This window comes from Pseudomonas mandelii, from assembly GCF_006438925.1.
GTDB lineage: Bacteria > Pseudomonadota > Gammaproteobacteria > Pseudomonadales > Pseudomonadaceae > Aquipseudomonas > Aquipseudomonas mandelii_C.
Window position 1 is genome coordinate 571,067 of sequence record NZ_RCZA01000002.1, and the last position, 12,663, is coordinate 583,729.

General features: G+C 55.9%; 10 protein-coding genes and 1 pseudogene. 4 read left to right on the forward strand and 7 right to left on the reverse strand.

Annotation, left to right across the window (positions count from 1 at the left end; genetic code table 11):
* From EAH74_RS06395 to EAH74_RS06410, 3 genes and pseudogenes are all read left to right on the forward strand, one after another.
* Positions 1-849: pseudogene (locus tag EAH74_RS06395) on the forward strand (RHS repeat-associated core domain-containing protein); the annotation flags it as partial.
* Complete coding sequence (locus EAH74_RS06400) at positions 849-1,205, forward strand: hypothetical protein (RefSeq protein WP_140677099.1); 357 nt, start codon at positions 849-851, stop codon at positions 1,203-1,205. The pseudogene EAH74_RS06395 and the gene EAH74_RS06400, both read left to right, overlap by 1 nt.
* A gap of 848 nt (positions 1,206-2,053) precedes the next feature.
* Positions 2,054-2,371, forward strand: coding sequence for a hypothetical protein (locus EAH74_RS06410; protein ID WP_140677103.1), 318 nt, complete (start codon positions 2,054-2,056; stop codon positions 2,369-2,371).
* A 67-nt stretch (positions 2,372-2,438) separates the two neighbouring features.
* Here the strand turns inward: EAH74_RS06410 and EAH74_RS06415 are convergent, their stop codons facing one another.
* From EAH74_RS06415 to EAH74_RS06425, 3 genes are read right to left on the reverse strand one after another with little or no spacing between them, the layout of a single operon-like run.
* Positions 2,439-2,855: a T6SS amidase immunity protein Tai4 family protein gene (locus tag EAH74_RS06415; RefSeq protein WP_140677105.1), complete on the reverse strand. Its 417-nt coding sequence runs from the start codon at positions 2,853-2,855 to the stop codon at positions 2,439-2,441.
* Positions 2,852-3,424, reverse strand: a complete 573-nt coding sequence (locus EAH74_RS06420) for a type VI secretion system amidase effector protein Tae4 (RefSeq protein WP_140677107.1) — start codon at positions 3,422-3,424, stop codon at positions 2,852-2,854. The genes EAH74_RS06415 and EAH74_RS06420 overlap by 4 nt, the downstream gene beginning before the upstream one ends.
* Positions 3,424-4,008, reverse strand: coding sequence for a PAAR domain-containing protein (locus EAH74_RS06425; protein ID WP_140677109.1), 585 nt, complete (start codon positions 4,006-4,008; stop codon positions 3,424-3,426). The genes EAH74_RS06420 and EAH74_RS06425 overlap by 1 nt, the downstream gene beginning before the upstream one ends.
* Positions 4,009-4,259: 251 nt before the next feature.
* Between EAH74_RS06425 and EAH74_RS06430 the strand changes: the two genes are divergently transcribed.
* On the forward strand, positions 4,260-5,096 hold the full coding sequence (locus tag EAH74_RS06430; protein ID WP_140677111.1) for a 23S rRNA (adenine(2030)-N(6))-methyltransferase RlmJ: 837 nt from the start codon (positions 4,260-4,262) through the stop codon (positions 5,094-5,096).
* A 108-nt stretch (positions 5,097-5,204) separates the two neighbouring features.
* Here EAH74_RS06430 and msrA read toward each other — a convergent pair whose 3' ends face one another.
* From msrA to aceF, 4 genes are all read right to left on the reverse strand, one after another.
* Complete coding sequence (gene msrA / locus EAH74_RS06435) at positions 5,205-5,852, reverse strand: peptide-methionine (S)-S-oxide reductase MsrA (RefSeq protein ID WP_140677113.1); 648 nt, start codon at positions 5,850-5,852, stop codon at positions 5,205-5,207.
* A 178-nt stretch (positions 5,853-6,030) separates the two neighbouring features.
* Positions 6,031-8,724, reverse strand: coding sequence for a putative bifunctional diguanylate cyclase/phosphodiesterase (locus EAH74_RS06440; protein WP_140677115.1), 2,694 nt, complete (start codon positions 8,722-8,724; stop codon positions 6,031-6,033).
* A gap of 284 nt (positions 8,725-9,008) precedes the next feature.
* Positions 9,009-10,403 (reverse strand): alkaline phosphatase D family protein, encoded by a 1,395-nt coding sequence (locus EAH74_RS06445; RefSeq protein WP_140677117.1) that lies wholly within the window; start codon positions 10,401-10,403, stop codon positions 9,009-9,011.
* A gap of 281 nt (positions 10,404-10,684) precedes the next feature.
* On the reverse strand, positions 10,685-12,655 hold the full coding sequence (gene aceF / locus EAH74_RS06450) for a dihydrolipoyllysine-residue acetyltransferase (protein ID WP_140677119.1): 1,971 nt from the start codon (positions 12,653-12,655) through the stop codon (positions 10,685-10,687).
* Positions 12,656-12,663: the final 8 nt, after the last annotated feature.

Genomic DNA, 12,663 nt, shown 5'->3' on the forward strand with positions numbered 1-12,663 from the left:
ACACCGCAGGAACTGACCGATTTTGGTGGCGAGATTGTCTGGTCGGCGAAGTACAACGCCTACGGCAAGGTCACTCGACGTGCATTCGGAGGAGGAGAGCAGCTCGAGCAACCGTTACGGTTTCAGGGGCAGTACTTCGACGCTGAGAGTGGTCTGCATTACAACCGGCATCGGTACTATGATCCGGAGGTGGGTCGGTACCTGACGCCGGATCCGATCAAGTTGGCGGGCGGGCTGAACCAGTACCAGTACACGCCGAATCCGACGGGGTGGGTTGATCCGTTGGGGTTGAGCGGGAGTTGCCCACCGCCGAATAAGCCTGGGTGTGGCGCGCCGGATGATACTACTGGCGCTAGGGTTGATGAAGGTGAGCCGGCGCTGCCGAAGCTGACGGGTGATCAGCGTAGGGCGCGGATTGATGAATTGGCGGAGGCGGTTGTTCATAGGCGATTGAAAGAAATGGAAGATTCAATTGATGAGGCCCACTTTCTACAGAAACATGGGACTCAAACCACTCTGCAGTCCCAGCTTCAGCGAGTGCAAGAAGGCAGGAACCCTGGGACCGGCGAAATAGATAGGTACGAGAGAGGAAGGCGAAGGGGCGAGCCCGTAATACCCTCTGCGGCGACACACTTTCTCAGCCATCGCGCTCAGATGAATGCGATACAGCGCGCACAGTTGATTTTTAAACAGAGTGGTTTGAATGCTTCCAAGCGTCCAATTGAAATGGGTAAAAAAGTAGGCGAGGGATTTAAGAGAGACGGCTTGCAGTACGGTGAACAAACAAGAGCAATAGTTTACTTGAATTCAGCGGGTCAGCCTATAACAGCTTTTACGGATTTTGACTAATGAAAAATTCTTACGATATTTGGGATATACGTAGTTTGCTTTTCGTTTTTGATATAGAAAATACACGTGACTTGAAAAGGGAAGAAATAATAGTTTCGAAGGACGTGAATGATGAGCAAGAGCTCACTGAACTATTTGATGTTTTGATGCGTCCGGAGTTTTTTATCTATAGTCAAAAAGAGAGGAAACTACTTATTGATACTTTGGAGTATTTTTTAGATTGTGGTGACAATTTTGATGGGGTTTTTTCTAAAATTGACACTTATTTTGATGAAGATGTTAAGGACCAGAGAAAATTTATGACGGTTCTTCTTGGCTGTTTGCAGCGTTATCAGTCTGAGGAAGATGTTAAATAGGGGGGGTAAATAAAATCTGTCCCGCTTTTGCAATGAGTGACATTTAACGGGCTGCTACTTTGAAGATAGTGAAATCTACTCGCTTTGATGATGTCGACCACGATTTTGGATATAAGTACCGTGGTTATAACTACGACATACAGAACGAAGAGGATGTGTTTCTGATCAGAATTTACGATGACGAACCCGGACAGGCAACGGTAGTACGTCCGACTGCAATGTCTAAAAACGGTAGCCTTAGAAAGCTTGTTGAGTTCTTACAATCCGAGCTAGGAGTGTCCAAGATCTATCTCTACAAAGGCGATTTGGGGAGCTACGCCGAGATCGATCTTGATAGCTTGGCATTCTGCTCCGTCTGAAGTCGGCGGCAAGGGAGTGGCAGGCATTTTTACACACTCTGGGCCGAGTTCTGTCTTTGCTGAGTGGCAGCTATAGGATGTGGATTCAACAGGTGGCGAAATCAAGCCAAGCTTCAGTGAAGCCTTTCGCCACGTTTGCTTTTTTGAGCGAAATTTCTGGGCAATGTTGTCGGAAGTTTCCTTCAAGTCGTAGCGGTTTCCATGAACTGGTATGAAATGAGCTCCATCGATAGTCTTTGGCGGTCACTGAAATTCCAGTGGCAGGGTGTAGGAACCCTTCGAAACCGTTAGAGCTACATTGGCGTCGATGCTTGGTTTGCGGCCGTTAACGTGCGTCCGTAAGATCAGTTGCGGCGGCTATGCGCGGGCACGCTTCGGCGTGGTCGAGTTTTGCTCTAAGGGTCTCGATATTCCTACCCCGTGCATAGCTGCCACCCTAGCCTGTAGGAAGGCCTAAGGCAGCTCCATTTCTTCCTTGGAGCAATTCAAATGAAAACATTTACACCCGATCCACCCTACGAAAAACCAATCCCCCACCCCAAAAACCGCTTCATGGCGCTCACCAGCAATTGCGACGACATGCCAACCCTGTTCGTCGACACCCAAGCGCCGCTGGATGTTTTGTATGACGCTGCCAACTACCGAATTCGCGCCGTCACCCAAGTGATGGAGAACCTGTCCATGCGCGGTTCGATCGAGTGTCAGTCCTTCATTCTTAGTGATTTTGCTTTGCTCTGTGCCATTCCGTTGCGGGATGGGTGTGATGTGCTGGATGTTCTTGGGCGGCGATTGCGGGCTCGGCCGTAGCATCGGCATAAAGAGTGATCCTTCCTGTTTGGTTGTAGGAAGGATCGTTCTTTTTTATTTTGCGGATCTACTTTGGCAGGTATTGATCCTGAGATTTAATGAATGCGTCGAATTCCTTGGAGTTGTAAACCTCCAAGCAACCATAAAAGACCATTTTTTTATCAGAATGCTTGCTGACGGATGAAGTCTTTGTATAGGCATTGCTCATGTATTTCTCGGTTTCTGCGTATGGGTCGTGTGTGACTTCGAGAGTGTCCTCGTTTTGAATGATGAGATGCTGACCTTTGCCCATCGACGAGTAGGCACCAATTGCAAGACCTATATCAGACTTTACTTCTGATTCGCCCTTGAATTGGCTGGAAATACAGTTGGCTAGCCCATAATCTTTAAGCATTTCTCGAGCCTTATCGATATCGATTTCGGCAGATATGGCTCGCCCAGAAATAAGTAGCAGGGCCAGAAAAATTAACCGCGAGCGTGTCATCCCTTCAACTCCCAAAAGTTTATTTTTTCAAGTTTTACCCGTGGATTGTCATAGGTATGGCTGTCTTGTCTGTGGTAGTCACTGTCGTCACCGGTTACGCTCCCGTTCCAAAGGGTTGCGTGACCTGAGGCGTCGCTCCATCCGGTGATCTCCATAACAATGACGCCATTTTTGCCATTGATGAAGTCTGACTTATTTTGCGTCAGCGTATGATCAGGCTCGCCCCAGTTGTGTTTAAGGAAGGCAAGAAAATCCACTACCTTCATGATATAGGGAAGCTGATCCGCTCCACTTAGCCGGTAAATGGGTTGGTTTTGTATGATTGTGCCTTTGGGGATTTTATACCCACCGTAATTGAATGCTCTGCTTATTCTCAAAGCGCAGGCATTCGCATAGGCATCAGGCTTTTCCGCTCTTGCCGCTTCGACCCCGCCTCCGACAAGTCCATATACTTCAATTGAACCTTTATGGCCGACTTCTGCATAGGCGTTCCATAAGGTGCTAAAGCGAGGCCTTTTAACTGAGATGCTGGAGGATACACCGCCGGAATTGATGACAACTTGAGCCATTATGCTTCCCCTTCCATGTCAATGATTTCGCTTCCAAATGCGTTTGAAATGATGGCTACACCTTTGCCCCCTACAATCCCGGTCAACGCTTTTTCGGTGGGGCCGCTAATGTTGACCGTAACCGTCTCGCCAGGCAAATAACCCGAGGTTTTCACATGAATATTCAAGTCGGTGTAAAACCGGGAAACTGACTCAACAGGCACCTGCGCATCGCCATAAGATAAGGAAATGCTGGTGATGGTCTTCGGACGATTGAGCAGGGCGGTAATGCCTGAAAAATCTGCGTTGTTGTGTTCGGCTCCGCCATATACAGATGACTGAGCGAACATCACGGTGTTGGATTGTGGAGGGCATCCACAGGCGACGTAATCACCTTCCAGGGCAACTAATCCGGCAGGTAGCGTAATGGTTCGGGGACCGACCGCGACGATGGGGCCTTGTCCTTTGCTGCAGGCAGGACAACTTGCGATATGACCGATGGATGATGTGCTCACCGCGCAATCGATGTTGATACCGACATTTCCCTCCAGTACGGAACCGCCAGTCGATGTGGGCGCGCCGATACCAATCATTTTCCTTCCCATGTAAATCTCCATTTTACGGGCGTCAGGTCGGCTCGATCTTCGCACTCATGTGTACGCGCCACGATGGCTCGTCTTTGGCAATATGTGACGTGATGTTGCTACCGCGAGAGCAAGATCAAAAGATCGCTGCCTTCGGCAACTCCTACACGGACGGTAGGATTGCGATTGCAGCGCAGAATGTCCGCTCGGCTGCGAGGCCCTGACGTTCGCCGCCGTACAAGGTAAACTTCCCGCCCTTCGCAGGAGCAGCCATGAATTATCGTCACGCCTTCCATGCCGGCAATCACGCCGATGTGTTCAAACACCTGACTTTGACCCGCATCATCGCTTTGATGTCGCGCAAGGAGCAGCCGTTTGCCTATCTCGACACTCACGCCGGCATTGGTCTGTATGACCTGCAGGGTGATCAGGCGAGCCGTACCGGTGAGTACCTGGAAGGTATTGCGCGTTTGTGGGATCAGCCGGATCTGCCGACGTTGACCGCTGATTACATGAAGGTGCTGCACGACATGAACCCGGATGGCCAGTTGCGCTATTACCCGGGGTCGCCGGAGTTGGCGCGGCGGCTGACGCGGCCGCAGGATCGGGTGATGCTCAACGAGAAGCACCCCGAGGACGGCTTGCTGCTGAAGGACAATATGGCCGGCGACCGTCGGGTGAAGGTGCATCTGGGTGAAGGCTGGCATGTGCCGCGTGCGATGTTGCCGGTGCAGGAGAAGCGGGCGGTGATGTTGATTGATCCGCCGTTCGAGCAGCTGGATGAGATGCAGCGCTGCGCGGCGTCGCTGAAAGAGGCGATTGGCCGGATGCGGCAGACCGTGGCGGCGATCTGGTACCCGGTGAAGGACCAGCGCATGTTGCGCCGTTTTTATCAGGACCTGGCGGGAACGGGCGCGCCGAAGTTGTTGCGGGTCGAGTTGCTGGTGCATCCGCTGGATACGCCGAACAGCCTGAATGGTTCGGGGCTGGCGATTGCGAATCCGCCGTGGGGGCTGGAAGAGGAATTGCGTGAGTTGCTGCCGTGGTTGTCCAAGAAACTGGGGCAGACTCAGGGTGGGTGGCAGATGGATTGGTTGATCGCTGAATAAGGTAAATCAACGGCAAGATCAAAAGATCGCAGCCTTCGGCAGCTCCTACAGGGTGAATGCAAAACCGTGTAGGAGCTGCCGAAGGCTGCGATCTTTTGCTTTAAGCGGTTAGATCGGGCAAGTCACGCCCGTACCGCCAATCCCGCAATACCCTTCAGGGTTTTTCGCCAGGTACTGCTGGTGATAGGCCTCGGCGAAGTAGACCGTCGGCGCTTCGTCGATTTCAGTGGTGATGGTGCCTTTGCCAGCCTTGGTCAACTCGGCCTGGAACACTTGCTCGCTGTGCTTGGCGGCTGCCAATTGAGTCGGGTTGGTGGCGTAGATCACCGAGCGGTATTGGGTGCCGATGTCGTTGCCCTGGCGCATGCCCTGAGTCGGGTTGTGCAGTTCCCAGAACATCTTCAGCAGTTCTTCGTAGCTGACTTTCGCCGGCTCGTAGACCACCAGCACCACTTCGCTGTGGCCGGTCAGGCCCGAGCAGACTTCTTCATACGTCGGGTTCGGCGTAAAGCCGCCGGCGTAACCTACCACCGTACTGACCACGCCTTCGCGCTGCCAGAACTTGCGCTCTGCGCCCCAGAAGCAGCCGAGGCCGAAGATTGCGAAATCCACGTCCATCGCGAACGGGCCCAGCAGTGGGGCGTCGTGGACGAAGTGTTTTTCCGGCATGGTCATTGGGGTTTCACGGCCAGGCAGAGCTTGTTCTTTTGTAGGGAGCACGTTTTTGTTCACCAGAATTTCCGAGCGCAAGACCATGATCAGTCCTCTCAGTCAGGTTTGAATGTAGAAAGTCAGACCGCCAGTTTGCCCAATTATCCCTGTGGGAGCGAGCCTGCTCGCGAAGCGGCGTGACAGTCGACATCATTGTTGCCTGACACACCGATTTCGCGAGCAGGCTCGTTCCCACAGGGTTTTGTGCAATGACTGAAGAACGTCAGGCGATCGGGCCACGCGGATAGCGCTTGAGCTTTTCGATCAGCTCTACGCCGGGGATCGGACGGTCGAACAGGTAACCCTGGCCGACGTCGCAGCGGTGACGGCGCAGGAAAGCCAACTGCTCGGCAGTTTCGATGCCTTCAGCCACGACCTTGAGTTTCAGGTTGTGGGCCATGGCAATCACCGCGGAGGTGATTTCCATGTCGTCCTGGTTGTCGGGGATTTCGTGGATGAAGCTTCGATCAATCTTGATGATGTCGATCGGGAATTTTTTCAAGTAACTGAGCGACGAGTAACCGGTGCCGAAGTCATCCATGGCCAGGGTCAGGCCCAGGCGCTTGAGCTGATCGAGCTGCAAGTGGGTGTCTTCGGTGGCTTCCAGCAGCAGGCCTTCGGTGAGTTCGAGTTCCAGCAGGTTTGCCGGCAGCGCTTCTTCTTTGAGGATGTTGGCGATGGACGACACCAGGTCCGGATCGGAGAACTGCTTGGGCGACAGGTTGATTGCCACCTGAAGATTGCCCAGGCCAGCGGCGGTCAGGTCTTTGCTCATGCGGCAGGCCTGGCGGGCGACCCATTTGCCGATGGGAATGATCAGGCCGGTTTCTTCGGCGACGCTGATGAACTGGTCCGGGCGGATCATGCCTTTTTCCGGATGGTTCCAGCGTAGCAGCGCTTCCATCCCCAACAGGCGACCGCTGCGCAGGCAGAGCTTGGGCTGGTAGAACACGTCCAGCTCGTTCTGGGCCAGGGCGCGGCGCAGGTTGTTTTCGACGAACAGTTTGTAGCTGGCTTCGGCGTTCAGCGCTTCGGTGAACACCTGGACCTGATGTTTGCCGTTGGCCTTGGCCTTGTGCAGGGCGAGGCCGGCGTTGCGCATCAGGGTTTGCGGATCGCGACCGTGCAACGGCGCGCAGGCCAGGCCCACGGAGCCGGTGACGCTGATCAGCTGGTTGTCGACGAACATCGGCTTGTCGAGGGTCGCCAACAATTGATTGGCAATCTGTTGGCCTGCACGCAGATCGGTGTCGTCCAGCAGTACGGCGAATTCGTTACTGGCGAACCGTGCCAGGCTGCCACTCGGGCTCAGGCTGTTGCGCAGGCGTCGGGCCAGGCTGATCAGCAGTTTGTCACCGGTCTGGTGGCCGAGGCTGTCGTTGATCCGCTTGAAGTTGTCGATGTCCACCAGCAACAGGCTGATCGGGGTATCGCTGTCTCGGGCGAAACGTTCATCGAGGTTGCGGATGAAGGCCGGGCGGTTGCCGAGGTTGGTCAGGTTATCGGTATAAGCCAGGCGCTCGATGCGCTGCTGAGCGAGCTTGGTCTGGGTGATGTCTTCGTAGATGCCGATGTAATGCGTCAGCTCGCGGTTGTCGCCGTAAACCTTGGAAATCGACAACTGTCCCCAGTAGGGTTCGAGGTTTTTACGGCGGCTTTTGAACTCACCCTGCCAGCTGTTGCTCTTGGCCAGTGCTGAGGGCGCGTCGAACAGCAGCTCGCTGAGGTTTTCCAGTGCCGGCAGTTCCGACAGCCGCTGGCCGTGGACTTCTTCGGTGGTGTACTGGGTGATCGCCGTGAAGCTCGGGTTGACGTATTCCACCACGCCATCGCAATTGACCAGCAAAAAGGCGTTGGCGCTTTGCTCGACCGCACGCTGGAACAGGTGCAGGGCGCTGGTGGCGGTGCGGCGGTTGTGGTTGTTGATGACTTGGGCAAACTGATCCGCCAACTCACCGGCGAAAGCAATTTCGTCCGATTGCCAGGCGCGGGGCGTACCGGTCTGCTCCAGGCAGAGTACGCCGACCACTTGGCCGTCGACGCGGATGCTGGCGTCGAGCATCGCATTCACATCGCGCGGGCGCAGGTGTTCGGCCATTTCCCGGGTGCGTGGGTCGCGCATGGCGTTGTGGGCGTCGATGGCGCGGCCGGTGTGCAAGGCGTCCAGGTAATCAGGGAAGAGACTGACGTTGATCGGCTCTGGCAGCAGGTATTCCTGGCTGGCGCGGTGATAGGCCGAAATCGGCACGAGCAGTGAACCTTCGAGGTTCCACAGGCTGGCGCAGTCGATTTCGTAAATGTCACAGGCGCTGCGAGTGATCAGTTCAGCGGCTTCTTTCAGGGAGTTGTTGCTGCTGTAGCGCTGGCGGGTCAGCAGCAGGATCAAGTCTTGCTGGGCGCGCACCCGGTCCAGGTGCAGAAGCTGTTCCTGCTGGGCGCGCTGATTGAGTTCCAGGGCGATTTGCAGGCGAGAGTTCTGGGTTTCGAGGTCCAACGCCGGCAGCAGTTGCTCGCCCTCGAACAGGCCGTCGACCACCAGCAGATAGCCGCGCAGCAGGTGTCGATTGTGTTGTTTGTAGGCTTCGCCCAGTTCCAGCAGGTTCAAGGAGCCTGCGGCGGTGTGCAGGGTGTAGCGGATCAGGTAATGCGGGCTTTCGCTGAGTTGTTGCTGAACCGTGTCATGCAGCTGATAGCGCGCTTCGGGCTCCATCAGGCTGGCGTAGGGCGAGCCGACCAGAGCGCAGAGCTCCACCGCCGGCAGGCCGAACTGTCGTTCGCAATTGGGATCGAGAAATAGCAGCGCCCAGCTCGCTTCATTCAGCCGTTCGAAACGCAGCATGCCGAGCCGCGAGGGCACAGGCAACTGCGTCACTACCTCGGCCACCATACGGCTGGCGGCATCGGGTTGGCTCTTCATATGGAGGGAAACTCGCTTCGAATAGGCTGATCGCGCCGGGCTCTCGCCCTCTTTACTGTTACCTGCGGCAAGGTTGCATCATTGCGACACTGACTGACAAGAGACATGAAGGCCAAGTGCTATAAGAATATGTCGGCAGGCGCGAAGATTTCTCCAGCTAACGGCCGAAAGTAATGTTTTTGACCGAAAAGATCGCAGCCTGCGGCAGCTCCTACAAGGAAATGGTGTACACCCTGTAGGAGCTGCCGAAGGCTCGGGCCGCGTTCGGACGATCTTTTGCTTTTTTAACGCAAGGGGATACTGGTGGACTGCAAAAGCTTGCCATCGCGATCGTGAAAATTGATGCGAATCTGTTCGTTATCGACAGTCAGATGAGCAAAGTTGTCCTCGCTGACCACCTTGCTGGTCAGTCCATGCTGATAGTCGCCGACGGCTGTTCGCGCCAACGGTTTATCGAGGATGAAGGTGGATGCCTTGGCGTACGGCAGCAGCTTGCTGTTGCACAGCGGTGAAGAAACGATGGTGTGAACCTCGAAGTCCGGGTCCGCGCTATGAGTCAGGCGGCTGGTCAGGGAGCCATGGACATCGCCGGAAACGAAGAAGACGTTGTTGATACGGTGTGTACGAATGGTCTCCAGCAGCCGCAGACGTTGTTCGGGAAAGGCCTTCCACGCGTCATCGCCATGGGCTTTGCGGTCGGGGTAGAACATCACGCTGGTGACCACGAATTTGACCCTGGCCCGGCTGTGAATCAGCCATTTGCACAAGGCCTGTTCCTGCTCTTCGTCGAGGATGCGTCGATCATTGGCCGACAGGTTGCGTCGGGTTCGACTGTCAGTGACAAACCATTCGATATCGCCTTCGGCGAATTGATACCAATAGTGTTCCAGTTTTCTATTTATTTGCCCGCTGGCAAGAAGTTCATGCGCCGGGCTATGACTGGCTTGATACAACTCATATGCCGTGATGGCGTTTTTGTATAAGTAGGCGTCGGCCTTACTTTTTTTGGCGGGCCAGTTGTCTTCAATTTCGTGATCATCGAGGATCATGTAAGTCGGCACGCCGGACATTAACTTTGCAATATTGGGTTGGGAAAAAGCTGCGCGGTACTTACTGAGTATCGCCTTGTATTCCCGGTCGGGAGCAATGATGTTCAGGTCATCGACATAGATTTGATCACCGGTCATCAACATGGCGCTGATGGGCGGTTCGGCCTGCTGCGCCAGATTCGTGATCGAGGCGAAAATCCGGTCCCCCAGATGCGGTGCAGACGGGACGCCAGCGGTCATGCGCAGGTAACGACATGAACCGACGATATAGGCCCGTGGAATCTTGGCTTTGCTGGACTGTGTGCGAAACCGGTAGATATCGCGCGGCCATTGCAGCGGCAGTTCCTGAACCGTTTCCACGGTGTGCACCGGGCTCATGGGGCTGAACCAGCCCGCCTGGTATTCGTACTCGGTATCGGCGGCAAGGTTGTTGAGTGCGATGACATCGGACATATCATGCAAGATCGTCAACTTTGCAAATACACCTTGGGACCATCGCTCTTCGCCGAGCCGGCGATAACGAATGCCTGCAAATACGGGTGCATTGTTTTGAAGTTTGCCGCGCAAGAAGATGCGTGCGTGGTTAGTTGTTGTGTGGCCAATAATAGGGCCGACAGTCGGTTTGAACATGTTCGAATCCATTCGAAGTAATGCTAACTAAGCAAAATAAGTTGATGAGGGTTCTGGTGATAATTAGTTGAACTAAGCTTAGTTATTGGTTCGCAAAAAATATCGAGAAGAAGTGGACTGGGGTTGTGGGCGACGTAAGCCGAGAATGTAGGAAAGGGGCGTTGGGTGACTTTCTTCCAGGCAAAAAAAGCCCCGCCAAACTGGCGGGGTTGAGGTACGAGCGTGGCGCTCGGAAAACGTGGAACGCGACGGGCCCTCCGGTGAAGGAGGGCCGATCGGTGTTACAGCAGGATGGTGCGGATGTCCGCCAGCAGATCGCTCAGACGCTTGGTGAAGCGTGCAGCAGCGGCGCCGTTGATCACACGGTGATCGTAGGACAGCGACAGTGGCAGCATCAGCTTCGGCTGGAAGGCTTTGCCGTCCCAGACTGGCTGAATGGTTGCCTTGGAAACACCGAGAATCGCCACTTCCGGCGCGTTGACGATCGGCGTGAAGCCGGTGCCGCCAATGTGGCCGAGGCTGGAAATGGTGAAGCAGGCGCCTTGCATGTCGTCAGCGGTGAGCTTTTTGTCACGGGCTTTGGCGGCCAGTACGGCGGCTTCGGCTGCCAGTTGCAACAGGCTCTTCTGGTCGACGTTCTTGATGACCGGTACCAGCAGGCCTTCAGGGGTGTCGACGGCGAAGCCGATGTTCACGTATTTCTTGCGGATGATCGCCTTGCCGCTGGGTGCCAGCGAACTGTTGAAGTCCGGCAGTTCCTTGAGCAGGTGCGCGCAGGATTTGAGCAGCAGCGGCAGGATGGTCAGCTTGACGCCAGCCTTCTCTGCAACGGCTTTCTGAGCGATACGGAACGCTTCCAGGTCGGTGATATCAGCCGAATCGAACTGAGTCACGTGCGGAATGTTCAACCAGCTGCGGTGCAGACTCGACGCGCCGATTTGCATCAGGCGGGTCATCGGCACTTCTTCGGTTTCACCGAAGCGGCTGAAGTCCACAACCGGAATCGGCGGGATGCCCGCGCCGCCAGTTGCGCCAGCAGCAGCGGCCGGTGCTTCCTTGGCCTTCTGCATCATGGCTTTGACGTAAACCTGCACGTCTTCTTTCAGGATGCGACCGTGCGGACCACTGGCGCCGACGGCGTTCAGCTCGACGCCGAACTCGCGAGCCAGTTGGCGTACAGCCGGGCCAGCATGAACCTTGGCGCCCGGCTTGGCCGGTGCAGCAGCCGGTGCGGCCGGTGCCGGAGCGGCGGCTGCAGGAGCAGCTTCAGCCTTGGCAGCCGCAGGTGCTGGTGCAGCAGCGGCCGGAGCCTTGGCAGCAGCAGGCGCAGCGCCTTTGACTTTCAGCTTCAGGATCAGGTCGCCGGTACCGACTTCGTCATCCAGCTTGACGGAAACGCTTTCCACCACGCCAGCGGCAGGCGATGGAATTTCCATGCTCGCCTTGTCGGATTCCAGGGTGATCAGCGACTGGTCGGCTTCAACGGTGTCGCCGGCCTTGACCAGGACTTCGATGATCTTGGCCTTGCCTGCCGAGCCGATGTCCGGGACGTGAATGTCCTGAACGCTGTCAGCAACCGGTGCAGCTGGAGCCGCAGCGGCTGGCGCTGGAGCAGCGGCAGCAGGCGCAGCAGCCTGGGCTGGCGCGGCAGCAGCAGGGGCCGCAGCACCCGCCACTTCCAGATCCAGAATCAGGTCGCCAGTGCCGACTTCGTCGTTGAGCTTGACGCTGATGCTCTTGACCACGCCAGCGGCAGGCGATGGGATTTCCATGCTGGCCTTGTCGGATTCCAGGGTGATCAGCGATTGATCAGCCTCGACGGTGTCGCCGACCTTGACCTGGATCTCGATGATCTGGGCCTTGCCCGACGAACCGATGTCCGGCACGTGCACTTGCTGGACGCTGGCGGCAGCTGGAGCTGCGGCCGGTGCAGCTGCTGCCGGAGCAGGAGCAGCAGCCGGTTTCGCTTCAGCCTTTGGCGCCTGCGCAGCGGCAGCCGCAGGGGCCGCAGCAGCGGCACCTTCGACTTCCAGCTCCAGCAGTTCGTCGCCTTCTTTCAGGCGATCGCCCAGCTTCACTTTAATGCTCTTGACGATGCCGGCCTTGGGCGCAGGAATTTCCATGCTCGCCTTGTCCGACTCAAGCGTCAGGATGCTCTGGTCGGCTTCCACACGGTCGCCGACCTTCACAAATAGTTCGATTACTTCACCTTCACCGCTGCCGATGTCAGGTACGCGAATGAGTTCGCTCACAGAGTGTC